Origin of the sequence: Halomonas litopenaei (assembly GCF_003045775.1) — a bacterium.
Lineage (GTDB): Bacteria > Pseudomonadota > Gammaproteobacteria > Pseudomonadales > Halomonadaceae > Halomonas > Halomonas litopenaei.
Genome location: NZ_PXNS01000007.1, coordinates 43,077 through 68,130, shown reverse-complemented (window position 1 = coordinate 68,130; position 25,054 = coordinate 43,077). Strand labels below are relative to the sequence as shown.

21 protein-coding genes are annotated in these 25,054 nt (G+C 65.2%); 17 read left to right on the top strand and 4 right to left on the bottom strand.

What is annotated here, in order from left to right; all coding sequences use genetic code 11:
* Positions 1-35: 35 nt before the first annotated feature.
* On the top strand, positions 36-1,757 hold the full coding sequence (locus C6W88_RS13620) for a bifunctional protein-serine/threonine kinase/phosphatase (protein WP_108132846.1): 1,722 nt from the start codon (positions 36-38) through the stop codon (positions 1,755-1,757).
* A gap of 400 nt (positions 1,758-2,157) precedes the next feature.
* Here C6W88_RS13620 and C6W88_RS13615 read toward each other — a convergent pair whose 3' ends face one another.
* Positions 2,158-3,417, bottom strand: a complete 1,260-nt coding sequence (locus tag C6W88_RS13615) for a 6-phosphofructokinase (protein WP_108132845.1) — start codon at positions 3,415-3,417, stop codon at positions 2,158-2,160.
* Between the two features lie 451 nt (positions 3,418-3,868).
* On the opposite strand from C6W88_RS13615, the gene mpl reads away from it, so the two are divergent.
* The 3 genes from mpl (at position 3,869) to C6W88_RS13600 (ending at position 6,629) form a co-directional block, all read left to right on the top strand.
* The gene (gene mpl / locus C6W88_RS13610) at positions 3,869-5,251 is read left to right on the top strand and encodes a UDP-N-acetylmuramate:L-alanyl-gamma-D-glutamyl-meso-diaminopimelate ligase (RefSeq protein WP_108132844.1); all 1,383 of its coding nucleotides are present in this window, start codon (positions 3,869-3,871) and stop codon (positions 5,249-5,251) included.
* Positions 5,244-5,885, top strand: a complete 642-nt coding sequence (locus C6W88_RS13605; RefSeq protein WP_108132843.1) for a flavin prenyltransferase UbiX — start codon at positions 5,244-5,246, stop codon at positions 5,883-5,885. The genes mpl and C6W88_RS13605 overlap by 8 nt, the downstream gene beginning before the upstream one ends.
* A 120-nt stretch (positions 5,886-6,005) precedes the next feature.
* The gene (locus tag C6W88_RS13600) at positions 6,006-6,629 is read left to right on the top strand and encodes a LysE family translocator (protein WP_045994175.1); all 624 of its coding nucleotides are present in this window, start codon (positions 6,006-6,008) and stop codon (positions 6,627-6,629) included.
* 93 nt (positions 6,630-6,722) lie between these two features.
* Here C6W88_RS13600 and C6W88_RS13595 read toward each other — a convergent pair whose 3' ends face one another.
* From C6W88_RS13595 to C6W88_RS13585, 3 genes are read right to left on the bottom strand one after another with little or no spacing between them, the layout of a single operon-like run.
* Positions 6,723-8,129 (bottom strand): bifunctional DedA family/phosphatase PAP2 family protein, encoded by a 1,407-nt coding sequence (locus C6W88_RS13595; protein WP_108132842.1) that lies wholly within the window; start codon positions 8,127-8,129, stop codon positions 6,723-6,725.
* Positions 8,130-8,189: 60 nt separating this feature from the next.
* Positions 8,190-9,140 (bottom strand): diguanylate cyclase domain-containing protein, encoded by a 951-nt coding sequence (locus C6W88_RS13590; protein WP_045994177.1) that lies wholly within the window; start codon positions 9,138-9,140, stop codon positions 8,190-8,192.
* The gene (locus C6W88_RS13585) at positions 9,137-10,000 is read right to left on the bottom strand and encodes a hypothetical protein (RefSeq protein WP_045994178.1); all 864 of its coding nucleotides are present in this window, start codon (positions 9,998-10,000) and stop codon (positions 9,137-9,139) included. Before C6W88_RS13585 ends, C6W88_RS13590 begins: the two co-directional genes overlap by 4 nt.
* Before the next feature lie 176 nt (positions 10,001-10,176).
* On the opposite strand from C6W88_RS13585, the gene C6W88_RS13580 reads away from it, so the two are divergent.
* The 13 genes from C6W88_RS13580 (at position 10,177) to C6W88_RS13520 (ending at position 25,032) form a co-directional block, all read left to right on the top strand.
* A complete protein-coding gene (locus tag C6W88_RS13580; RefSeq protein WP_083970559.1) occupies positions 10,177-11,415 on the top strand; it encodes a glutamate-5-semialdehyde dehydrogenase in 1,239 nt (412 codons plus the stop codon).
* A 47-nt stretch (positions 11,416-11,462) separates the two neighbouring features.
* Positions 11,463-12,092, top strand: coding sequence for a nicotinate-nucleotide adenylyltransferase (gene nadD, locus C6W88_RS13575; RefSeq protein ID WP_108132956.1), 630 nt, complete (start codon positions 11,463-11,465; stop codon positions 12,090-12,092).
* Positions 12,093-12,209: 117 nt separating this feature from the next.
* On the top strand, positions 12,210-12,572 hold the full coding sequence (gene rsfS / locus C6W88_RS13570; protein WP_108132840.1) for a ribosome silencing factor: 363 nt from the start codon (positions 12,210-12,212) through the stop codon (positions 12,570-12,572).
* Entirely contained in the window at positions 12,569-13,036 is a 468-nt protein-coding gene (rlmH, locus tag C6W88_RS13565) for a 23S rRNA (pseudouridine(1915)-N(3))-methyltransferase RlmH (RefSeq protein WP_108132839.1), read from the top strand. The genes rsfS and rlmH overlap by 4 nt, the downstream gene beginning before the upstream one ends.
* Before the next feature lie 33 nt (positions 13,037-13,069).
* Entirely contained in the window at positions 13,070-14,956 is a 1,887-nt protein-coding gene (gene mrdA, locus C6W88_RS13560; protein WP_108132838.1) for a penicillin-binding protein 2, read from the top strand.
* Positions 14,956-16,113 (top strand): rod shape-determining protein RodA, encoded by a 1,158-nt coding sequence (gene rodA, locus C6W88_RS13555; RefSeq protein WP_108132837.1) that lies wholly within the window; start codon positions 14,956-14,958, stop codon positions 16,111-16,113. Before mrdA ends, rodA begins: the two co-directional genes overlap by 1 nt.
* A 273-nt stretch (positions 16,114-16,386) precedes the next feature.
* Entirely contained in the window at positions 16,387-17,439 is a 1,053-nt protein-coding gene (gene mltB, locus C6W88_RS13550; protein WP_045992678.1) for a lytic murein transglycosylase B, read from the top strand.
* Positions 17,436-18,476, top strand: a complete 1,041-nt coding sequence (locus tag C6W88_RS13545) for a septal ring lytic transglycosylase RlpA family protein (protein WP_108132836.1) — start codon at positions 17,436-17,438, stop codon at positions 18,474-18,476. The genes mltB and C6W88_RS13545 overlap by 4 nt, the downstream gene beginning before the upstream one ends.
* Before the next feature lie 140 nt (positions 18,477-18,616).
* Entirely contained in the window at positions 18,617-19,837 is a 1,221-nt protein-coding gene (locus tag C6W88_RS13540) for a D-alanyl-D-alanine carboxypeptidase family protein (protein WP_083970391.1), read from the top strand.
* A gap of 144 nt (positions 19,838-19,981) precedes the next feature.
* Positions 19,982-20,290: an HP0495 family protein gene (locus C6W88_RS13535; protein ID WP_045992676.1), complete on the top strand. Its 309-nt coding sequence runs from the start codon at positions 19,982-19,984 to the stop codon at positions 20,288-20,290.
* Positions 20,290-20,961, top strand: coding sequence for a lipoyl(octanoyl) transferase LipB (lipB, locus tag C6W88_RS13530; RefSeq protein WP_045992675.1), 672 nt, complete (start codon positions 20,290-20,292; stop codon positions 20,959-20,961). Before C6W88_RS13535 ends, lipB begins: the two co-directional genes overlap by 1 nt.
* A 67-nt stretch (positions 20,962-21,028) precedes the next feature.
* The gene (gene lipA / locus C6W88_RS13525) at positions 21,029-22,030 is read left to right on the top strand and encodes a lipoyl synthase (RefSeq protein ID WP_045992674.1); all 1,002 of its coding nucleotides are present in this window, start codon (positions 21,029-21,031) and stop codon (positions 22,028-22,030) included.
* Between the two features lie 212 nt (positions 22,031-22,242).
* The gene (locus C6W88_RS13520) at positions 22,243-25,032 is read left to right on the top strand and encodes a DUF3141 domain-containing protein (protein ID WP_108132835.1); all 2,790 of its coding nucleotides are present in this window, start codon (positions 22,243-22,245) and stop codon (positions 25,030-25,032) included.
* The last annotated feature ends 22 nt before the right edge of the window (positions 25,033-25,054 follow it).

Here is a 25,054-nt window from a genome sequence, read left to right as displayed (position 1 = left end):
TCGCGTCATCAACGCTGGAGTCACAGGAGGTGATCTTGGCCACCGCACGTCTCGCTCTGAGTTATGGGCAAGCCTTTGTGGCGCCCGAACGCCATCGGCAGCGCAGTTCGATGTCGGTGCGCCTGCCGGAAGAGGGCGAGCCCAAGGGCGCCTGCGCGCTGATCAGCGATTCAGCCTCAGGCCATGCCCTGGCCAAGCAGGCGGGAGATCTCAGCGTGCGCGGATTTCTCAACGACTACTACGCGACTCCGGCGCACTGGACCATCAAGGCGTCGGCACAGCGAGTGATGCGTGCGCTCAACGCCTGGTGTCATGGCATGACCCGCCAGATGGAGGACGGCAGCTATGTGTCGTCGTTGTCGACGGTGGTGTTCAAGGACCGTGGCGCGCACCTCTTTCATGTAGGTGACACCCTGGTGTTTCGGCTTCGGGGAGCCGAGTTCGAGCAGTTGAGCCGCGACCACGTCACCGACCTGGGGGGCTATCGCTACCCGGCCAGGGCGCTGGGCATGGATGTCGGCATCGACATCGACTATTCGGAGTGGCCGCTGAAGCAGGGGGACATCTTTCTGTTCACCACCCAAGGGGTGCGTGGGACCCTGATGCCCTCCGACTATGTGCGGCTGATTCGCGAAGATGCCAGTGACCTGGACGCGGCCTGTGAGCGCCTGGCCGAGGCGGCAAGCTCCAGGGCTCGTGAGCGGGGCTACGGCAGTGACCCCTTCTGCTTTCAACTGGTCCGGGTGGATGAACTGCCTGATGCGGCCAGCGACGCTCCCAGTCGGCTGTACGGGGATCTGCCGATTCCCCCCGAGCTTGCCGTGGGTGACCAGATCGACGGACTGGTGGTGGAAGCGGTGATGTCACGCACCGCCCACTCACGGGTCTACCGGGTGCGCGATGTGGATACCGAGCGGGTCTGTGTGCTCAAGGCGCCAAGTCCTGAATTGTCCAATCGAAACGCCTACCTGGAGCACTTCCTGCTTCAGCAGTGGGTGGTGGAGAGGGTTCACTCGCCCTTTGTGGTCAGCGTGGTCGAGCCTTCCCGGTCCCGCCGCCATCTCTACTACCTGATGCGTTACGTCGATGGCATGACCTTGAGCGAGTGGGTCGCGCGCTATCCGCGTGCCAGTCTCGGTCAACGACTCGACATCGCGCTGCAGCTGGGCAAGGCGCTGCAGGCGTTGCACCACCGTGACCTGATTCACCAGCAGGTTCATCCAGACAACGTCTTGATCGATGATCAGGGACGTGTGGTACTGACCGACTTCAGCGCCTGCCATCTGCGCGATGTCGATGGTCACCGGCGATCCCGCCGGCTGGTGGCCCAGGTGGGGCTCAATGAACACAGTGCGCCCGAGTATGCCCTCGATGACGAGGTCGGCCGGCGCAGTGACCAGTACGCCCTGGCGTCCACGGTGTACTGGTTGATCAGCGGACGTCTGCCCTACGCGGTGCCGACCCATCAGCTGCGCAGTCATACCGATCTCGAGCAGTTGAGCTACCGTAGCGTGCGTCATTACCGGCCAGACGTCAGCCTGGAGCTAGACGAGGCCTTGAAGCGTGCCCTGGACCCGCAGCGATCGCTGCGTTTTCGGCGCCTGTCGGAATTTCTCTATAGCGTGCGGCCTGGCCGCCAGCAGGTGTCTGAAGCACCGAGGCGCTCGGTGCGCGCCTGGAAGGAGCCTGCCAACCTGTGGCAGGCCATCGCCGGGTTGTTGCTGGTGTTGTTGATCCTGTCCTGGTGGCTACGCTAGGGCTTGTCTGAAAAGTGCCTGCGCTCGGTAATACGGCGTTAAAAATCGGCTGGTGCGCCAGCCCGGTCAAAATGCTCATTTACACCCCGTAAACTGCGCTGTCTCACCGATTTTTGCCTTGTCTAACCTTCGCTCGTCGACTTTTCGGACAGCGCCTAGGGCTTGCCTGAAAAGTGCCCGCGCTCGTCGACTATTCGGAGAAGTCTTGGGGCTTTGGTGATCCGTGGCGGGGCCAGCCGGTCTTCCTGACACACCCTGCGGCGTCAAACGAAAAGCCCCGAGGCCAGGCCTCGGGGCTTTTTTCATGCCGGCGTCGCGTCGGCTGCGTCTCGGTCGCGGTGCGTGCGTGATGCCGCGCCGGGCCGCAGCGAGCTGTGGCGCGTCTATGCTACAGACTGAGTTACAGGCTGAATGCCGGCAGACGCTTTTCCACCCGCGCGAGCTTGAGGCGCGCCATCTTCGGCAGGCCGTTCTCGAAGGGAGGGAAGTCCTCGCCCTGGATCAGCGGTGCCAGGTAGGCACGGCCGGCGTCGCTGATGCCGAAGCCATCCTCGCGGATGTACTCGCGCGGCATGAACTTCTCACGGTTGGCCACCTCGGCCAGCGGCGCCGCCTCGATCTCCCAGCGGTAGGGGTTGTCGCTGACGCGCTTGATCGCCGGCATCTGAGCGTTGTGCCCCTCGAGCGCCAGTTCCACCGCCTTGACGCCCACCGCGTAGGCCTGCTCGACGTCGGTCTTGGCGCCCAGGTGGCGCGCGGCGCGCTGCAGGTAGTCGGCAACCGCCCAGTGGTACTTGTAGCCCAGGTCCTGCTTGACCATGCCGGCCAGGGTCGGGGCCACGCCGCCGAGCTGGCGGTGCCCGAAGGCGTCGGTGTTACCCGAGTCGGCGAGGAAGGTGCCGTCCTCGTAGCGTGCGCCCTCGGAAACCACGATCACGCAGTAGCCGTAGTTCTTGACCGCGTACTCCACACGCTCCATCACCTGGCGACGGTCGAAGGGAATCTCGGGGAAGATCACCAGGTGGGGTGGCTCACCCTCGCCCTGGCCGGCCAGGCCACCGGCACCGGCGATCCAGCCGGCGTGGCGACCCATGACCTCGAGCACGAACACCTTGGTGGAGGTGGCGCACATGGAGGCGATGTCCATGGAGGCCTCGAGGGTCGAGGTGGCGATGTACTTGGCTACGCTGCCGAAACCCGGGCTGTTGTCGGTGATCGGCAGGTCGTTGTCCACGGTCTTGGGCACGTGGATGGCGGTCAGCGGGTAGCCCATCTTCTCGGACAGCTGCGAGACCTTGAGGCAGGTGTCGGCGCTGTCGCCGCCGCCATTGTAGAAGAAGTAGCGGATATCGTGAGCCTTGAACACCTCGATCAGGCGCTCGTACTGGGTGCGATGGCTCTCGATGTCCTTGAGCTTGTAGCGACAGGAACCGAAGGCACCGCCGGGCGTGTGGCGCAGGGCGGCGATGGTGTCATCGGACTCCTGGCTTACGTCGATCAGGTCCTCGGTCAGGGCGCCGATGATACCGTTGTGGCCGGCGTAGACCTTGCCGATGCGATCACTGTTCTGGCGGCAGGTCTCGATGACGCCGCAGGCGCTGGCGTTGATCACGGCGGTGACGCCGCCGGACTGGGCGTAGAAGGCGTTGTGCTGGGCCATGGGGCGTGGGGCTCCTGGTTCTGGATCGTGAATACGGTGAAACGAACAACGTCCCCACGCGGCGTGGCGAAGGGAAAGGATCGGTGGGCGCGTCGCGGTCGGCCAGGCCTTCGTCGGGAAGGGCTTCGCGGACTAAAGCCTTCGCGGACTAAAGCCATCGTGTGGCAAGCCATCGCGTGGCAACCATCGCCGGGACAGCGCCGGAACATGGTCGGCGATTCTAGCCCATCGGCCTGGTGCCTGCATCCGACCGGCATGCCCCGGCGCAGCCGAGCGCCGACGTCGAAGTAAAACAGTGGGCGATCGGCAACAGCGACGAGGGCGTGACGCCGCCTCTGGAGGCCTTTGTCGGGGCATGCTAGGCTGCCGCCAACCTTGAGTGCCGTTGTCTGCCGGGGGCGCCGTGCGCGTCGACTCGGGGACGGGGCAGCAGCAGCGCACCGGAGGCGCCATGCATCTTCATATCGTCGGTATCTGCGGCACCTTCATGGGCAGCCTGGCGCTGTTGGCGCGGGAGCTTGGCCACCAGGTCAGCGGCTCGGATGCCAGCGTCTATCCCCCCATGAGCACCCAGCTGGAAACGGCCGGCATCGCCCTGATGCGCGGTTACGCCGCCGACAATCTGACGACGACACCGGACCTGGTGGTGATCGGCAACGCCCTGTCGCGGGGCAACCCTGAAGTCGAGGCGGTGCTCGATCGTGGCCTGCCCTACGTGTCCGGTGCCCAGTGGCTGGCCGAGCACGTGCTGCCGGGGCGCCCGGTGATCGCGGTGGCGGGCACCCACGGCAAGACCACCACGGCCAGCCTGACCGCCTGGCTGCTCGAAAGCGCTGGGCTGGCCCCTGGCTTTCTGATCGGCGGGGTGCCGAGGAACTTTGGCGTATCGGCGCGACTGGGCGGCGAGCAGGCGCCCTTTGTGGTGGAGGCCGACGAGTACGACACCGCCTTCTTCGACAAGCGCTCCAAGTTCGTGCACTACCGCCCGCTGGTCGCCATCCTCAACAACCTCGAGTATGACCACGCGGACATCTTTCCCGACCTGGCTGCCATCGAACGCCAGTTTCATCACCTGGTACGTACGGTGCCCGGGCGTGGCCAGTTGCTGGTGGCGGACGACGCGCCGGCGCTGGACCGGGTGCTGGCCCAGGGCGCATGGACACCGGTGTCGCGCATGGGGCAGCAGCAGGACTCGGCCTGGCGCATCGAGCTAGAGCGTGACGATGCCAGTCGTTTCAGGGTGATCCAGCAGCGGCCGGACGGGGTCGACGAGGACGCCGTGGTCGACTGGGGGTTGACCGGTGACTACAACGCCCGCAATGCCCTGGCCGCCCTGGCCGCCGCCAGCGTGTTCGGCGTGGATCTGGCGCGCGGCGCCGCTGCGCTGTCGCGTTTCGAGACGCCCAAGCGTCGCCAGGAGGTGCGCGGCGAGGTCGGCGGCGTCCAGGTGATCGACGACTTTGCCCATCATCCCACCGCCATCGCGGCGACGCTGTCCGGGCTGCGCGCTTCGACCCAGCGCGGTCGCCTGCTGGCGGTGATCGAGCCGCGTTCCAACACCATGCGTCTGGGCACCCTGCGCGATCGCCTGGCGGACAGCGTGGCCCAGGCCGATCAGGTCTGGTGGTACCAGCCCGAGGGGCTGGACTGGTCGGTTGAGGCGCTGGTCGAGGCCTCGCCGATACCGGCGCACCGACGTGGCGAGATCGATGCGCTGGTCGCCGATCTGGTGGCACAGGCGCGTCCTTATGATCGTATCGTGGTGATGTCCAACGGCGGCTTCGGCGGCATCCACGAGCGCCTGCTCGAGGCGCTGGAGGCCGCTCATGGCTGAAGGCTTCAAGTCCCCTGTGACCGTGGCCCTGACCGGCGCCTCCGGCGCCCAGTACGGGCTGAGGCTGATCGAGGCGCTGGTGTCGGCGGGGCACGAGGTGTGGGTGATGATCTCCAAGGCCGCGCATCTGGTCATCGCCACCGAGACCGAGGCCTCTTTGCCGCCACGTCCAGCGCTGCTGGCCGAGGCGCTCAGCGAGCGGTTCTCGGCGGCCGAGGGCCAGATCCGCTGCTTTGGCCGTGAGGACTGGATGGCCCCGGTGGCGTCGGGCTCCGGCGCCAGCAGTGCCATGGTGATCTGCCCGTGCTCGACGGGAACGCTGTCGGCGGTGGCCTGTGGCGCCAGCAACAATCTGATCGAGCGCGCCGCCGATGTGGCGCTAAAGGAACGCCGCCGCCTGGTGCTGGTGCCCCGGGAGACGCCATTCTCGGCGATTCACCTGGAGCACATGCTCAGTCTGACCCGTATGGGGGCGGTGGTGTTGCCCGCAGCACCCGGCTTCTACCACCAGCCGCAGAGCATCGATGATCTGATCGACTTCATCGTGGCGCGCATCCTCAATCAGCTGGGTATCGATCATCAGCTTATGCCAAGGTGGGGCGAGGGGGCCTCCGGGTCCACCGTCGGCGACTGAGTGCGTAGCTGGCATCGTCATCACAAGACACCATCATCACCTGGCACCATCATCACCTAATACCATCATCACCTCGCGCCGTCAGACACCTCTCCAGCGCTGCTCGGGATAAGGAAATCCATGCCCAGTCTGTCCGTTCTCTCTGTGTTCGTTCCGACCTTCTTTCTGGTCTCGCTGACGCCAGGCATGTGCATGACCCTGGCCATGGTGCTGGGCATGACCCAGGGGGTGAAGCGGGCGCTGTGGATGATGCTGGGGGAGCTGGTTGGCGTGGGGCTGGTGGCCTTCTCCGCCGGTGCGGGGGTGGCGGCACTGATGCTCAAGCTGCCGGCGCTGTTTGCCTTGTTCAAGTGGCTGGGCGGGGCCTACCTGGTCTATCTGGGGTGGCTGATGTGGCGCTCACGGGGGCGCATGGCGATCCCTGACAATCTTGAGGATACCGCGCCGCCGAAACGACGGGAGCTGGCCATGCAGGGCTTTGTCACTGCGGTCGCCAACCCCAAGGGCTGGGCCTTTTTCGTGGCATTGCTGCCGCCCTTTATCGATCCGGCGCGGCCGGTGCTGACCCAGTTGGCGGGGTTGATCCTGGTGATCCTGAGTCTCGAGTTCACCTGCCTTCTGCTGTACGCCAGTGGTGGCAAGAGTCTGCGTCACCTGCTCGCACGTGGGGGCAGTGTACGGTTGCTCAACCGCATCGCCGGGACCTTGATGATTGGTGTGGGCCTGTGGCTGGCGCTGGGCTAGGGCCTGGCTGAAAAGTGCCGGCACTCATCGTCGTCTGGACAAGGCCCCGGGCCCGCCTTGCCAGAGGTGTCGGTTCGGGGGCGTGTCACTGTCCTATACCGGCGGCAGCCACAGGATGCGTGCGCTGACCAGGGCCAGCGAGGCAAGCAGCAGCGCCGGTAATGGACACGGCGTCAGGGCCGTCCGGTCCCGCCTGAGCCAGGCCAGTTGAACCATGGCGCAGACCACCAGGCCAAGCAGGGCTCCCCCGACGAGATCGCTCAGCCAGTGCACGCCCAGCACGATGCGTGACAATGCCATGGGCACGACGATGGCGATCGCCACCCAGTAGGGCCAGAAGCGTTGGCGGCGTGGCAGCGTCTGGGCGATAAAGGCGGCCGCCATGCCGTACAGGACCACCGCCGTCGAGGTGTGGGCGCTGGGATAGGACAGAGAGTGGGCGAGATAGTCAGGGGCATCCGGACGAAGGCGGCCGATCACCTCCTTGCCCAGGGTGTTGAGCGTGGCGATGGCCATCAGTCCAGCGCTCACGTGGCCCAGTGCCGCCCAGTGACGGCGGCTGGCCAGCCACACCAGCCAGGGCAGTGCCAATGCCGCCACGCCGAGGGTATCTCCCGCCTCGGCCAGTGTCTCGGACAGCGCCAGAAGTCCGGGTAGCTCGAGCCCGCCGATCAAGGCGTGAAGCCGCGTATCCATCATCAGCGGTCCGTCTGCCTGGAGCACGACCAGCGTCCAGGCGCTCAGCGCGGTCAGTGCACCCAGGAGCAACAGCCAACTGGCCAGGGGAGGCTCTTCCTCGTGGTGGGGGGCCAGGGCCTGCCACAGGCGCCTCCCGCCGGGCAGGTGATGGCTGACCCAGGCGAAGCTACGGTAGAGCAGGCCCTGAGGCGAGGCGTGGTGGCGGACCAGCGAGAACAGCAGCGCCAGCACCGCCACGGTGACGCCGAGCGCTGTCAGCCAGGGGTGCAGGTCGTCCGGCAATGCCAGCCACTGTTGCCAGGTTCGACCCAGCAGATAACCGGGCAGGATGTAGGCCGGTGCCCACAGCAGGGCGGAGCCAAGATTGGCCCAGGTGAAGGTCGTCGGCGGCATGCGCAGAATGCCCGCCACCAGCGGCACGATGGGGCGGACCGGTCCGACGAATCGCCCCAGCAGCACCGAAAGAGGACCATGACGCTGGAAGAATCGTGCACCCCGGGCCAGCCACTCCGGGTGATGCGACAGCGGCCACATGGCGGTGACCTGCTCACGGTAGCGATAGCCGATGGCGTAGCTGGCGCCGTCTCCCACCACGGCACCGGCAAAGGCACAGGCGATGACCCAGCCAACCGCGATGTCGTAGTGGCCGGCCAGGGAGGCGGCGGCGGTGATCAGAACGACGCCGGGCACCACCACGCCGATCAGGGCAAGCGACTCCACCAGCGCGATGGTAAAGATCAGCAGCAGCAGCAGTCCGGGCGAAGGCGCCCACTGAATCAACCAGTCCCCGGCATTTCCCACCCTGTTCTCCTTTGCGTTGGGCCGTCGTGATGTTTCGGCATTCTGCCACAGTCAGGGTGGTCAGGAGCGACCGGGTGGGAGGGGAGTGACGGCCAGTGCCTCGCTGCGGCGAGCCAGTCGCTGCTCGAAATGCTGCCAGGGTTCCTTGGCGTTCAGGGCGCAGAGCCGTGAGCGTAAGGTCAAGGGGCCGATGTCCGACAGGCGAACCTCGGACAGCGCCTGTTCCAGTCGCTTGATCACCAGCATGGCACCGCTTTCGGTGGTGTTGGGCAGTACCAGCCAGAAGGTGTCATGGGATTCTCGTCCCAGAATATCGTGGTCACGGCAGTGAAGGCGTACCGCCTGGCACAGTTGGTCGAGTTGCGTTAGCTGAGTGCGAGAGCCGTACTGCTCACTGGCGATTTCCAGTTGTGGCAGGTGCAGGATCACCACTGCCAGCCGCTGGTCCAGATGCTGGGCGCGCTCGAACTCCCCGTTCAGGCGCTCGTGCAGGGTGGCGCGATTGATCGCATCGCAGTCGACGTCGCTGGGGTCGGTGGCCCGGTTCAGGTCGCGCTGACGCAGGTATTCCCAGCCGGCCAGGGAGGTGACCGCAAGGAAGGTCAGCAGAAACTTGATTTGATCGAGGCTTGGCGAAGACTGGCCGACCACCATGAGCCAGATAGGCATGACGGCCAGCGCCAGCACCAGAGCAGGGCCGAAGGGCAGTACCAGCAGGATCAGGGTGATAGGTACGCTGATCCAGAAGGCGTCGAACGATGCCTGCAGCACCGTCTGGTCATAAAGGGCGAGGCAGCCGCACAGCAGCAGCAGATAGTTCGAGACGCGCGAGGCTCTTCTGGTATCGAAGACCGTGATCACGGCCATCAGGCAACTCAGGGACGCCGGCAGCAGGATGCTCTCGTATTGCCCCAGCAGATAGTGCCACAGGGCCAGTGACGCCAACAGCAAGGTCCCCATGACATCGGCACAGACACGCCAGGAACGGACCCACTGGGGTGGCTCGATCATGCGTCGTCCTCCACCACCTGGGTGACAGGGCACTGCTTGTCCAGGGCCGCCAGCACCATGGGCAGGTTGTCCAGATTGGCAATCGATACGGTGCGTACCGTGATCGGCACGGCGATGTCTTCCAGCAGTTCCTGGCGTCGTTGCCTGGCCTGCACGGCGTCTCGACTGGTCAGCATCACGGCGACGGTACGTCCGTTGAGACGATAGGCGTTCTCGAACCGCTTGATGCGTGTGCAGATGTCCTGGGCGACCCGCCACAGAGAACGTCCATGGATCTGGATCACCACCAGTTCGGCGTGGACGCCGTCACGGGTGGCGCGGCTGTTTTCCCGAGCCAGGTCGCGTTCCAGCTGGCTGGCCGACCACAGCGGCAGTCCGGGCGCCAGACGGGCTCTCCTGCGCATCAGGCGTTGCGAATGTCCGCCCGGCAGCGCACGTCCGATCGCAAGAAAGCACAGGCACAGCAAGAGCGCGCCAGCCAGGCCCCAATGGTGAAGGCTCATCTGGGTGATCAGGCTCCACCAGCTTATCCCGGCAAGGCTGGCGTTGAGTATCAGCATCCACTGGGGTTGGGGCAGGATCAATAGGAAAGGCCAGGCCCACAGCCAGGCACCGTTGGCGTCGGGCGAGAGTATCACCAGGGCGGCAAGCAGCACGCTGGCCACCACCAGCCAGGCGCGGTAGGCATGGCGGCGGTGGCTGAACTCGATGACGATGCCGGTGATCCCGAGCCATAGCGCGGCCAGACCAAGCAGCGTGGTGTCCAGCGCCCGCGCCGAGGTCGCCGCGCAAAGGGCCAGCAGTGCGGCCGCGGCGAACAGGTTCAGCTTGAACAGGCCGACTTTGTACTTGTTCCGCATGCTGTCTTAATATGATCCTTTCTGTGGTTCACGATCCGCATCACGTCCGCGTTGTCATCCCGGTGCAAGCCTTCTTTCTTTGCCCGGAGACCTCGTTCTACCAGGAGACTCGTTTCACCGTGTCCGACTCATCCGCCAATGCCACCGCCGAGTGCGTCGCCGATATCGACGCCTACATGACCGCCATGGGCCAGGCGGCCCGTGTTGCTGCCACCGATATGCGTCGCCTGCCACCCGCGCGCAAGAACCAGGCGCTCAAGGCGATGGCTCAGGCGCTGGACGCGTCTCGTCAAGAGATCCTGTCGGCCAATCGGCAGGATCTGGCGCGCGGTCGCGACAAGGGGCTCGACGAGGCTCTGCTTGATCGCCTTGCCCTGGATGACGGCCGCATCGACGCCATGATCGAGGGCCTGACCCAGGTCGCTGCCTTGCCCGACCCTGTCGGTGAGATCGATGGCCTGAGCACTCGGCCCAGCGGCATCCAGGTCGGCATGATGCGCGTGCCCCTGGGTGTCATCGGTATCATCTACGAATCTCGCCCCAACGTCACCATGGAAGCCGCCAGCCTGTGCCTGAAATCGGGCAATGCCTGCATTCTGCGCGGGGGCTCCGAGGCCAGCGCGTCCAACCAGGCGCTGGCCCGCTGCATTGCCTCTGGGCTGGCCGAAGCCGGACTGCCCCAGGGCGCCGTGCAACTGGTGGCGACCACCGACCGTGCCGCCGTGGGTCGCTTGATCAGCATGGACGAATTTGTCGATGTGATCATTCCCCGTGGTGGCAAATCGTTGATCGAGCGTATTTCGCGTGAGGCCAGGGTGCCAGTGATCAAGCATCTGGACGGCATCTGTCACGTCTACGTGGACGCCGCCGCCGACCTGGACAAGGCCCGTGCCATCGCGGTCAACGCCAAGACCCATCGCTACGGCGTGTGCAACGCCATGGAAACGCTGTTGGTGAACGCACAGGTGGCGCAGGCCCTGCTGCCGACCCTGGCCGCTGACTACGCGGAAAAGGGCGTCGAGGTGAGGGGGTGTGCCCGCGCCCGGGCGATCGTCGATCACTGGCTCACGGCGAGTGACGAGGACTGGGCCACCGAGTACCTTGCGCCGGTGCTGTCGGTCAGGGTAGTCGATGACATCGACGAGGCCATGGCGCATATCGAGCGCTACAGCTCGCGTCACACCGAGTCCATCGTCACCGAGAACTACAGCCTGGCACGCCGCTTTCTGGCAGAGGTCGACTCGAGTTCGGTCATGGTCAACGCCTCGACCCGGTTTGCCGATGGCTTCGAATACGGGCTCGGTGCGGAGATCGGCATCTCCACCGACCGACTGCATGCCCGGGGGCCGGTGGGGCTCGAGGGGCTGACCACGCGCAAGTATGTGGTCTTCGGCGATGGCCAGATTCGACAGTGAGTGGCGCCGTTCGCTTTGACGTCGAGGGCCGTCCTGCGCACATCGGCATGCTTGGCGGCACCTTCGATCCCGTCCATCTAGGCCACCTGCGCACCGCGCTTGAGCTTCGCGCTGCGCTGTCGCTCGATGGCGTGCACATGATCCCCGCGGCTCAGCCTCCGTTGCGCGATCGGCCCCAGGTCACCGCCGAAAAACGGCTCGAGCTGTTGCGCCTGGGAATCGGCGATACCCCGGGGCTGGCGGCGGACCCCTGCGAGCTGGAACGGGAGGGCCCGTCGTTCAGCGTGCAGACGCTCGAGTCCCTGCGTGAGCGCTACGGCCACGAGGCGCGCATCGTCATGGCCCTTGGTCACGACGCCTTTCTCAAGCTGGCGAACTGGCACAACCCGGAAAGGATCTTCGCGCTTGCCCATCTGGTGGTGGTCGAACGCCCCGATCACGAAGCGCCCTTGCCCGAAGCGCTTCAGGCGCTGATCGAGGGGCGCGAGGTCGAGCATGGCGATGTCCTGATGGCCAAGCCCCAGGGCCGACTGCTGCGCCTGTCGCTGCCGTCGCGGATGGCGATCTCGGCCACCTTCGTCAGGCATAGCCTGATGCAGGGAAAGAGCGTGCGCTACCTGCTGCCGCCGGCAGTGGAAGAGCGCATCCAGGCGCAACGCCTGTATCGCGCGGTCTGAGCGCGGCAGCCAAGGCAACACGGTCCGAGAAATTCGATCAGGCGCTGGATTGGCGCTGCCACTCGGCTTCCCAACAGGTACAATGGGAGGTCGATGACTACCCAGTGATGAGGGGCTATGCAGATTGAAGCATTGAAGGCGCTCGTGATCGAGTCGCTTGACGATATCAAGGCCAAGGACGTCGAGGTGCTCGACGTGTCTCGGCTGACCAGCGTGACCGATTGGATGGTGGTGGCGAGCGGGACCTCGACACGACATGTGTCGGCGCTGGCCAACAGCGTCATTACCAACGCCAAGGACAATGGCGTTCAGCCGTTGGGCGTCGAGGGTGAAAACGGGTCGGACTGGGTGCTGGTCGATCTCGGCGGCGTGGTGGTCCACGTGATGATGCCGGACACCCGTGCGCTGTACGACCTGGAGCGACTGTGGTCGGACCTTCCCAGCGATGCACCGGCATCAGAGGAAGAGGCCAAGGCATGAAGGTCCGCCTGTTGGCGGTGGGAACACGCATGCCAGGCTGGGTGACCGACGGTGTCGAAGAGTACCGCAAGCGTCTGCCGCGGGATTTTCGCCTGGAGGTCGAAGAGATCGCCCCGGGCCATCGCGGCAAGAACGCGGATACCGCGCGTGCCGTGGCCCAGGAAGCCGAGCGCATCGAGGCACGCCTCAAGGGTGATGAGCATCTGGTGGCGCTGGAGGTGCTCGGCAAGCCCTGGACCACCGAGCGGCTGGCCGATGAGGCCGATCAGTGGCGTCATGCCGGGCGTGATGTGGTGCTGCTGGTGGGTGGCCCGGATGGCCTGGCCCCGACGCTGTCGGCCCGCGCCCACCAGCGCTGGTCGCTGTCACCCTTGACCCTTCCCCATCCACTGGTGCGGCTGGTGCTGGCCGAGCAGCTCTACCGTGCCTGGACCCTGATGGTGGGACACCCCTACCACCGATGATGGCTCCTGCGTCAGACAAGGATTGCCTCTCGCATGCGTAAGCGTCGCGAAACCCTCAAGAACCCCGAGAACGCGCTGCGCATCTTTCGTGTGCGTGCGACGCTTGCCGGGGTGGTCGTGGTACTGCTGTCCGGCCTGCTGGTGGGGCGGTTGTGCTATCTGCAGATCGTCCAGCACGAGGTCTACAGCACCCGATCCGAGAAGAACCGGGTGAGGGTGGAGCCGCTGCCCCCGACCCGCGGGCTGATCTACGACCGCAACGGCCAATTGCTGGCCGAAAATCGTCCCACCTACAACCTGACCCTGGTGCGTGAGCGGGTCGATGATCTCGATGCCACCCTGGAGCTGCTGGTCGAGCTGCTGGATCTGCCGGACGAAGAGGTGGACGCCTTCAAGGTGCGTTCACGCCAGCGTCAGCGTCCCTACCAGCCGGCGCTGTTGATGAGTGATCTGACCGAGTCGCAGATCGCCAGGCTCGCGGTCAATCGCCACCGCTTGCCGGGAGTGGAGGTGCAGGCCCAGCTGCTGCGCTTCTATCCCGACGCCGAGATCATGTCCCATGCGCTTGGCTACGTGGGCAGGATCAACGCCGAAGAACTCGAGAGCCTGGATCCGGGCAACTACGCCGGTACCCACTTTATCGGCAAGACCGGGGTGGAGCGCTTCTACGAGGATCAGCTGCACGGTCGTGCGGGATTGAGAAAGGTCGAGACCAACGCCCGGGGGAGGGTGCTGCGTGAGCTGGGGCACACCGACCCCGAGCCGGGGCAGGACCTGACCCTGACCCTGGACATGGACATGCAGCAGCTCGCTGTGGATCTGCTCGATGGCCGGCGCGGCGCCATCGTCGCCATTGCGCCCCAGACCGGCGAAATTCTGGCGATGGCCTCGGTGCCTGGATTCGACACCAACCAGTTTGTCACCGGCATCGACGTCAAGTCCTACCGCGGGCTGCAGAGCGATATCGATCTGCCGCTGTTCGATCGGGCGACCCGGGGCAGCTATCCGGCGGGGTCGACGATCAAGCCGTTCATGGCCATGGCCGGGCTGATCGAAGGGGCCGTTACCCCGGACGAGGTCATCTACGACCCGGGCTACTATCAGCTGCCCAATGACGACCGGCGCTACCGCAACTGGCTGCGCTGGGGCCATGGGCGGGTGAATCTCGAACGCGCCCTGGCGGTGTCCAACAACACCTATTTCTATTCCTTGGCCCACGAGCTCGGCATCGATCGTATCGACGAGAACCTGGGGGCCTTTGGCTTCGGCACCCGGGTCGCTGCCGACGTGGCCGGGCAGGGGGATGGTCTGCTGCCATCCAGAGACTGGAAGAAGGCACGCTTCAATCAGCCCTGGTATCCCGGCGAGACGCTGTCGGTGGGTATCGGCCAGGGGTATCTGCAGATCACGCCGCTGCAGTTGGCGGCCGCGACCGCCGTGCTCGCCAATCGCGGCCACTGGGTGCGCCCGCGGCTAGCCAAGCGCATCGGCGACCAGCCGGTGCCGGTTGATCTGCCCGACACGCCGCCGGATATCGAGGCCCCCGAGAACTACTGGACCCGGGTCTTCAACGGCATGGAAAAGGTGTTGTCCGGGCGCGAGGGCACGGCACGGCGCACCGGGGCAGGCCTTCAGTATCGCATGGCCGGCAAGTCGGGTACCGCCCAGGTGTTCTCGCTGGGGCAGAACCAGAAGTACAACGCCGCCGAACTGCGCGAGCGTCTGCGCGACCATGCGCTGTTCATGGCCTTTGCGCCGGTGGAGGACCCTCAAATCGCCATTTCGGTCATCGTCGAGAACGCCGGTGGCGGGTCGACCCACGCCGCGGGGCTGGCTCGGTCCATGGCCGATGCCTGGATTCTCGACCACAACGCCGGTCGTCCGCGCACCGACGAGACCGCCGCCGAGGAGGAAGACTGATGGCCATCGATTTTGTGCGCTCGTTGCGCGGCCACCCGGTGCGTCCCCCTGCCAGCGGTATCGCCCGACGCACCTCGTTCTGGCAACGGATGCACGTCGATCCCTGGTTGCTCGGCATGCTGCTGGTGCTGATGTGCAGTGGCCTGGCGGTGCTCTACAGCGCCAGTGGCGAGAACGTTCACGTGGTCACCGCCCAGGCGATTCGCTTCGGCGTGGCCTGGGCGGTCATGCTGGTGCTGGCACAGTTTTCGCCGGCGACGCTGATGCGCTGGGCGTTGCCGGCCTACCTGGCCGGCCTGGTGATGCTGGTGGCGGTGGAGATCCTCGGTGACGTCGGCATGGGCGCTCAGCGCTGGCTGGTGATTCCCGGCGTGGTGCGCTTTCAGCCTTCCGAGATGATGAAGATCGCCATGCCGATGATGGTGGCGGCCTGGCTCAGTCGCCACGAGCTGCCACCCAATTGGCGCGCGCTGGCAGGTTGCGCGCTGCTGATCGCTCTGCCGGTGGGCCTGATCGCGCGCCAGCCGGACCTTGGCACCTCGCTGCTGGTGGCGGCAGCGGCGGTCTTCGTGATCCTGCTGGCGGGGCTGTCCTGGCGCTTTATCGGTGTCATGGTGGCGCTGGCGGGGGCAGCGCTGCCGCTGTTGTGGATGAACATGCACAACTATCAGCGTCAGCGCGTGCTGACCTTTCTCGATCCCGAAAGCGACCCGCTGGGCGCCGGCTGGAACATTATCCAGTCGACCACCGCCATCGGCAGCGGGGGCGTCTGGGGCAAGGGCTGGCTCGAGGGCACCCAGTCGCAGCTCGAGTTCCTGCCGGAGCGGCACACCGACTTTATCGTGGCCGTGCTGGGCGAGGAATTCGGGCTGGTCGGCATGCTGGCTTTCCTGCTGCTGTACCTGCTGATCGTCGCGCGTGGACTGTGGCTGGCGGGTGCCGCCCAGGATACCTTCGGCAGATTGCTGGGAGGCGGCATCATGCTGACCTTCTTTATCTACGTCTTCGTCAATATCGGCATGGTCAGCGGCATCCTGCCGGTGGTCGGCGTACCGCTGCCCCTGGTGAGCTACGGGGGGACGTCCAGCGTGACCTTGATGGCCGGTTTCGGTATTCTCATGGCGGTCAATGCACATCGCCGGTTGTTGCCACGCTAGGCGCTGTCCGAAAAGTCGACGAGCGAAGGTTAGACAAGGCAAAAATCGGTGAGAAAGCGCAGTTTACGGGGTGTAAATGAGCATTTTGATCCGGTTTTTAACGCCGTATTACCGAGCGCAGGCACTTTTCAGACAAGCCCTAGGGGCTGGCGACCAGGCTAACGGGAGCCCGGAGAGAGGCGGCGACAGTGGCCACGGTGGGGCCGGCGAGCGAAGTGCTTGCCGGCTTTGCAGGGGCGGCGGCGCCTGCGGGTTCCCCAAGGGAGAAGATCGATGACAGTACCCCTGGTCCAGGGAAGGAAAGGCCTCGGCGCGGCGTTGTGTGGGCTTCTGGCCTCGCTGTCGCTGGCGGCCCAGGCGCAGGATTTCGCCTCGCCCGAGGTCGACGCGATGATGGATCGGCTCGAGCGCCAGGGCGTCTCGCGCCAGTGGCTGGAGCGCGCCATGGCCAGGGCAGAGTTCCAGCCGTCGGTGCTCGAGGCCATGAGCGGTGCCGCCGAGCATCACCTGACCTGGGAGCGCTATCGTGGCATCTTCCTCGGTGAAGAGCGCATCAACGAGGGCGCGGCCTTTATCGAGGCCCATCGTGACGCCTTCGATCGCGCTGAAGCGCGTTATGGTGTGCCACCGGAGGTGATCGCTGCGATTATCGGCGTCGAGACCCGCTACGGGCGTATCACCGGTGATCATCGGGTGCTCGATTCGCTGTCCACGCTGGCCTTTCATCATCCCCGGCGCGGTGAGTTCTTCGAGGGGGAGCTCGAGGCCTTTCTCGACATTGCCTACCAGCAGAACGTCGATCCCGGAGCCTTGAAGGGCTCCTACGCCGGTGCCATGGGCTATCCCCAGTTCATTCCCACCAGCTACCAGGCCTACGCGGTCGACTTCAACGACGACGGCCAGCGCAACCTGTGGACCGATCCGGTGGATGCCATCGGCAGCGTCGCCAACTATTTCGCCGAGCACCGCTGGCAGGCGGGTGGCACCCTGTACTGGGAGGCCGAAGGCCCCAGCTCGGTGCCGTCCTCGATTCGCTTCAACCGCACCGATCCGCCCTACGCCCGTGTTGCCGAACTGGAAGCCCAGGGCATCCAGCCGGTGGAGCCGCTGCCGGGGGATGCCAAGGTGGTGCCGCTGGCTTTGGACATGGAAGACGGCAGCACCCACTACCGCCTGGGTGGGGCCAACTTCTACGTGATCACCCGCTATAACCACAGCCACCTCTACGCCATGGCGGTCACGGAACTGTCGGAGGCCATCGCCGAGGTGCGCTCGCTGGGAAAGCCCCAGTGGTGGCATGCCCTGGACACGGAGGTGAGTTCATGACCCTGCGCGCGCCCTTGTTGCCGACCCTGTCGCTGCTGGTGGCCCTGACCGGTTGTGCCGGCGGTGGCGGGACCGCCCCGGAGACCACTCAGCAGGCGGACGCGACGCCTCAGGATTCGCGGGCGACGGCGGGTGGGCGCTATGCCATGAGCGGCGACGCCTATCCCGAGACGCCGCCGGACGTCAGTCAGGTGCCGGACGCGGTGCCGCGCGACGAGCCACGCTCACGCGCCGGCAACCGCTCGACCTATGAGGTGTGGGGCAAGACCTACCATGTGCTGGATGACCCGAGTGGCTATCAGCGCGAGGGTACCGCTTCCTGGTACGGTCAGAAGTTCCACGGCTACGCGACCTCCAACGGCGAGATCTATGACATGTACAAGATGACGGCGGCGCACAAGTCGCTGCCGTTACCGACCTTCGCCCGGGTGACCAACCTGGACAACGGGCGGTCGGTGATCGTGCGAGTCAACGATCGCGGCCCCTTCCACGACGACCGCGAGATCGATCTGTCCTACGCAGCGGCCGCGCGGCTCGATATTCTCGACCATGGCACGGGCCGGGTGCGGGTCAGCGTGATCGATCCCGATCAATGGCAGGCCAGTCGCGGCGCGGGTGCGTCGAGCGACTCGGCCAGCGGGGGTGTGCGCGCTGCGCCAGCCAGCGCTGCGGCCAGTACTGGGACCAGAACTACGGCCAGTACCACAGCCAGTACTACAGCCCGTGCTGCACCCAATGCGGCGCCCAGCGCGCCGTCCGCCGCGTCGCCGGCAGCAGGCCAGAGCGCCCCGCAGGCGCCCGCGGCCGGGACTCCCGGCATCTATATTCAAGTGGCAGCCCTGGGGTCGGCGGACAGCGCCCGAGACCTCAAGGCGGATCTGGAGACGCGGTTGAATCAGCAGGTGCGTGTGGCCAGCGCCGCCGGTCTGCACAAGGTGCAGGTCGGGCCGCTGGCGAGCCGCGGGCAGGCGGAGCCGGTCCGCGAACGCTTGCGCCAGGCGGGATTCGCGCAGACCTTTGTCGTCGATGCTCGCTAGGTATCGACGAAGTGCAGCCGACGCCTCGCTGATCGTCCGGCCGGTCGATGCCGGCGGTTCCAGTGAGGCCGGCTGTTGGAAGCATTGTGCGGTGGCCCTGATCACCGCTTTCCCTGATTGTTGTAACGAGACATTTCACCATGATCGCTAAGTCATCCTTTACTCGCCGCTGGTTGCCCGTGGCCTTTGTATGTGCGGCCCTGGTGGCACCCCTGACGAGTGCTCAGCAGCCCGACTCGCCGACACCGGACGTGCCAGAGCCCCAGGTCATGATCCCGGCACCGCCTCAGCTGGCGGCCAAGTCCTGGATCCTGATCGACGCCAACAGCGGACGAGTCCTGGCCGAGCACAATTCTGACCAGCGCCTGCCGCCGGCCAGCCTGACCAAGCTGATGACGGCGTACCTGGTCGAACGTGAACTTGATCGGGGCAACATCCAGCCCGACGACATGGTGCCGATCAGCGAGAAGGCCTGGCGTACCGGCGGCTCGAAGATGTTTGTCGAGGTCGGTACTCGTGTCTCCGTCGAGGAACTGCTCCACGGTATCGTCATCGTCTCCGGCAATGACGCCAGCGTCGCCATGTCCGAGTATCTGGCCGGCGGCGAGGACCCCTTTGCCGACCTGATGAACCAGCACGCCACCCAGCTGGGCATGGAGAACACCCACTACGAGAACGCTACCGGGCTGCCGTCGGAGAATCACTACTCCTCGGCTCGGGACCTGATGCGTCTGGCCAGGCACATTATTCTGGACTACCCGGAACACTACGCCATCTACAGCCAGAAGCACTTCACCTACAACGGCATCGAACAGGCCAACCGCAACCGTCTGTTGTGGCGCGACCCCAGCGTCGACGGCCTCAAGACCGGCTGGACCGAAGAGGCCGGCTACTGCCTGGTGTCCTCGGGCCAGCGTGATGACATGCGGTTGATCTCGGTGGTGATGGGGACCAGCTCCGAAGAAGCCCGCGCCCAGGAAACCCAGAAGCTTCTGAGCTATGGCTTCCGCTACTACGAGACGCTGAAGCTGTATGACCGTGGCGCCGTACTCAATACGCCGCGGGTGTGGGAAGGCAGCACCAACGAGCTCAAGGTGGGCGTCGACAATGGCGTCTACATGACCGTGCCGCGCAACCGCAATGACGAGCTCACCGCGCGCCTGGACATCGACAGTGGCTTGACCGCACCCATCGCCGCCGGCCAGCGGGTCGGCACCATGGAGGTGCGCCTCGGGGACGAGGTGGTCGGCGAGCGTGACCTGGTGGCGCTGGAAGCGGTAGAGCAGGGTGGGCTGTTCAAACGCATGATCGACAAGGTCCAGCGCTTCTTCAGCGACCTGGTCGGCGGCTGGTTCGACTGATCGTCCCTGTGGTGCGGCCCTGGCGTCAATGCGCGCCCTGTGGTCGCCGTGACGCCGGCCGAGGTGAGCCGCCTCGGCCGGCGTCCTTGGTCGTGATGCCAAGGTTGAGTAGAATACTCGGGTATCCATTGTAAGGGGCATCGGATGAACGACAGGACCTTTCGCGATCTGCGCACCCAGGCAGGGCCGGATCCGGCGGATGTCACCATCACCTTTCCCTGCGACTATCCGATCAAGGTGGTCGGAGATGCTGCCGAGGACTTCGCCGCCACCGTCAGCCAGATCGTGCATCGCCATGATCCTACCTTCGAGGGCAGCAGCCTCGAGGTGGTCGACAGTCGCAACGGGCGCTTCCAGTCGGTGCGGTTGACCATGCGCGCCACCGGTGAAGCCCAGCTCAAGGCGCTGTTCGACGAACTCAAGGCCACAGGCCGCGTGCACATGGTGGTGTGATGGAGGCGATCGACGTCTATCATCTGGGGCTCAAGCCCTATCGGCCAGTGTGGCAGGCGATGCGCGAACTGACCGACACCCGAGATGGCGATACGCCTGACCAGATCTGGGTGGTCCAGCACCCGCCGGTGTTCACCCAGGGCCAGGCAGGCAAGCCCGAGCACCTGTTGATGCCGGGCGAGATTCCGGTGGTGGAGACCGATCGCGGCGGGCAGGTGACCTACCACGGCCCGGGTCAGCTTGTGCTGTACCCGCTGATCGATGTCAAGCGTGCCAGACTGGGGGTCCGAGACCTCGTCAGTGCGCTGGAAGACAGCGTGGTCGATGCCCTGGGCGAGCATGGCATCGAGGCAAGCGCCCGGCCTGACGCGCCTGGCGTGTACGTCGGTGAACGCAAGATTGCCTCGTTGGGGTTGAGGATTCGACGGGGTGCCAGTTTTCATGGCATCGCGGTCAATCTCGAGGTCGATCTCACGCCATTTTCGTTTATCAACCCATGTGGCTACGCTGGACTCGAGATGACCCGGCTGGCCGATCTGGTCTCTTCGAGGCTGGACATGGAAGCCGAAGCGCGTCGGCTATTGCGCACGCTGGCGACGCGACTGGGACAACGCGAACTGATCGAGCGCCCCGGCTTGCCGGGAGTGCTCGACGCCCACAATTTTGACTGATCGCACAGGGCACGCCGAAGGCCGTCACAGCAACGTGTCTCCCGAGCGATCCTCACAGGACAGTGAAATGACAGACAGTTCCGCCATCCAGGCGGCGGCCGCCGCCGCCAAGGCCAAGAAGAACGCCCGCAGCGAAAGGGGAGTGAAGCTTCGCGGCGCCGACAAGGTGGCGCGGATCCCGGTCAAGGTGATCCCCACGGAGGAGATTCCGCGCAAGCCGGACTGGCTCAGGGTACGCATGCCGGTGTCCAAGGAAGTCACCCGTATCAAGGAGACCCTGCGACGTCATGGCCTGCACACCGTCTGCGAGGAAGCCTCATGCCCCAACCTGGGCGAGTGCTTCAACGGCGGTACCGCCACCTTCATGATCATGGGCGATATCTGTACCCGCCGCTGCCCGTTCTGTGATGTGGCTCACGGGCGTCCCAACGCCCTGAACGAGCGCGAGCCGCGCGAACTGGCCGAGGCCATCGCCGAGATGCGCCTGAACTATGTGGTGGTGACCTCCGTCGACCGTGACGATCTGCGTGACGGCGGTGCCCAGCACTTCGTCGACTGCATCCGCGAGATTCGTCGTGATAGCCCGAGCATCGAGATCGAGGTACTGGTGCCGGACTTTCGTGGTCGCATGGAGGTGGCGCTGGACATCCTCGAGACCACGCCGCCCGACGTCTTCAACCACAACCTGGAGACGGTGCCGAGTCTGTATCGCAAGGTGCGGCCGGGGGCCGACTATCAGTGGTCGCTGGACCTGCTCAAGGGCTACAAGGCCCGCCGTCCCGAAGTGATGACCAAGTCTGGCTTGATGCTGGGTGTCGGCGAGACCGACGAGCAGGTCATCGAGGTGATGCGCGACCTGCGTGCCCACGACGTGGATATGCTGACCCTGGGGCAGTACATGCAGCCGTCTCGCAATCACCTGCCGGTGGATCGCTGGGTGCCGCCGTCCACGTTCGACTGGTTCGCCGAGCAGGGGCGCGCCATGGGCTTCACCCACGTGGCTTCCGGCCCGTTGGTGCGCTCGTCCTACCATGCCGATCAGCAGGCACACGGTATCGAAGTGAAGTAGAGCGAAAGCGGTATTTCAGCTACCCACAACGCCCGGCATTGCCGGGCGTTGTGTTTTTGAGCGTACCCGCTCTACAGTGAATCTCCTACACGATGTGCAGCTCCGAAAGGAGGGGGCTTCGCAGTACCTGCATTATTGCGCTATATTGCACTGCAACAAGTGCGCAGACGCAAGGATCGCCTGCTGCGCATCACGCAACCCTGGGAGCCTATATGAATGCGTTGATGCCAAGCGCCACCGCGCCCCTGTTCGCGCTGGCGGAACCCTTTGCTCCACTGTTCGACCCCTTCGGCTTCGGCCGTGCCGCGGCCGACTACTGGCGTGACAGCGTCGAGCGCAGCATCCTCTACTGGGATGTCATGCGCCAGCGCGGCAACGAATACCTCGAACATATCGAGAAGACCCGCCCCACCGTACTTGGCTTCGATACCGACATCGTGATGGAAGGCGAGACCCTGCCTCGCCCCGTCAACTATGAGCTTTTGCGCGTGCACCCGCCCGAGGGTGTCGAGACCGATGAACTGGCACGCCCCTTCGTGGTGGTCGACCCGCGCGCCGGACATGGCCCGGGTATCGGTGGCTTCAAGCCCGACAGCGAGATCGGTATCGCTCTGCGCGCCGGCCATCCCTGCTACTTCATCGCCTTCATGCCCTATCCCGTCCCGGGGCAGCGGGTCGAGGACGTGGTTGAAGCCGAGGTCACCTTCCTGCGTCATGTGACGGAGCTGCATCCCGATAGCGAAAAACCCATGGTCGTGGGCAACTGTCAGGCGGGCTGGCAGATCATGATGGCGGCAGCGCTGGAGCCCGAGCTGTTCGGACCGATCCTGATCGCCGGTGCACCGCTGTCCTACTGGGCCGGGGAGCGCGGCAAGGCGCCGATGCGCTATACCGGCGGCATGACCGGCGGCAGCTGGGCCACCCATATGCTCTCGGACATGGGCGATGGCCTGTTCGACGGAGCCTGGCTGGTGCAGAACTTCGAACGCCTCAATCCGGCCAACACCTGGTGGGACAAGCAGTACAACCTGTACGCCCATGTCGATACCGAAGCCGATCGCTATCTTCAGTTCGAGCGCTGGTGGGGCGGCCATGTGGTGCTGGGTGGAGAAGAGATCCAGTACATCGTCGACAACCTGTTTGTCGGCAATCGCCTGTCCACGGCCCAGCTGGTGACGTCCGACGGGCGCCGTATCGATCTTCGCAACGTGCGATCCCCGGTGGTGGTGTTCTGCTCACAAGGTGATGACATCACGCCGCCGCCTCAGGCGCTTGGCTGGGTACGTGACCTCTACGACGGCGTCGACGACATCATCGCCAACGAGCAGACCATCGTCTACTGCGTCCATGACAAGACCGGCCACCTCGGTATCTTCGTTTCCGGCAGCGTCTCGCGCAAGGAACACGCCGAGTTCACCGCCAATATGGACTACATCGACGTGCTGCCGCCGGGGCTCTACGAGACCACGGTGTCCAAGGCCAGCGAGCGGCCCGACGCCGAATTGATCGAGCGGGACTACCTGCTGGAGTTCTCCACCCGGGACCTCGACGATCTGAATCAGGTGGTCAAGCATAGCCCCGAGGACGAGCGGCGTTTCGCCACGGTGGCCAGGGTCTCGGAGATCAATCTGGGGCTTTATCGTCAGTTCCTGCAACCCTGGATTCGTGCCGTGTCGACACCGGAGTCGGCTCGCTGGATGCGCAAGATGCACCCCAATCGCATGGGCTATCGCCTGCTGTCCGATCGTAATCCGATGATGTCGACGTTGCCGGTCATGGCGGAGTCGGTGCGCAAGCATCGTCATGAACTCGGTGATGACAACATCTTCCGAGTGTATGAGGACATCGGGTCGAGCCTGATCTCGCGGACACTGGATGCCTGGCGGGTACTGCGCGATCGCGCCCTCGAGAAGGCCTTCCTTGACCTCTATGGTCAGCCGCTGTTGCAGTCGCTGGTGGGGCTGAAAGGCGCCGTGGAGGGTGAGCGTCAGGTGCCTGGCTCCGAGCCGGAGCGTCGTCGCTTTATCCAGCGTCGCCAGCAGGAGGTGCGCGAGCAGGTGGCGCAAGGCGGCGCCCACGAGGCCGTGATGCGCTCGGTGATCTTCGTGCTGGGTGGTGCTCCTGCTACCGATGGCCGCAATTTCCGCCGCCTGCAGGCGTCACGCAGCGAGCTTGAGCCGGAGCTGCGGCTGGAAGACTTCAAGCATCTGATGCGCGATCAGTTCTTTATCCTGAAGCAGGATCGTGAGGCTGCGCTGGAGGCCATTCCCGAGCTGCTCAAGGGGCTCGATGCCAAGACGATCGACGGCCATATCGAGCATATCGAGCATGTACTGGCGGCCAGCGGTGAGCTCAGCGAGCACGCCGCCGCTCGTTTCGAGCGTATCAAGGCGCTGTTTGGCAAGGCCCGTCCGGCAACGCGTCGTACGGCCCGCCGCAGTGGTGGGGCCAGTGGTAACAGCAGCGCCAAGACGTCGCCGGCTAGCGGCACGTCAGCCAAGCGCGGCACTCGTCAATCTGCAAGCGAAGCTTCCCGCGTCGAAGGGCAGGCCCAGGCCGCGCCCAAGGCCGACGCCGAGCCTGCTGATGCGCCTGCGGCAAAGGCCCAGGCGAGGACCGAGGCGAAGCCGGCTGCCGAAGCGAAGCCTGAAACTAAACCTGAGGCGAAGCCCGAGCCCAAGCCTGCGGTTGACGCTAAAACCGAGGCCAAGCCCGAGACCAAGCCCGAGTCCAAGCCGGCGGCTGAAACTAAACCTGAGGCCAAGCCCGAGACCAAGTCCGAGGCCAAACCGGCGGCTGACGCTAAAACTGAGGCCAAACCTGAGGCCAAACCTGAGGCCAAGCCTGAGGTCGAGACCAAGCCTGTGGCTGAGGCCGAGCCCAAGGCTGCCCAGGCCGCCACGCCAGCCTCTCGCGAGGGAGGCAATGACGCCGAGAAGGCGCCTGCAGCGACCCGTCGGCGCAGCACTGGATCGCCCCGAGGGCAGCGGCGCAAGCGCTAGTCAAGCGCCTGACCGCCTTCGA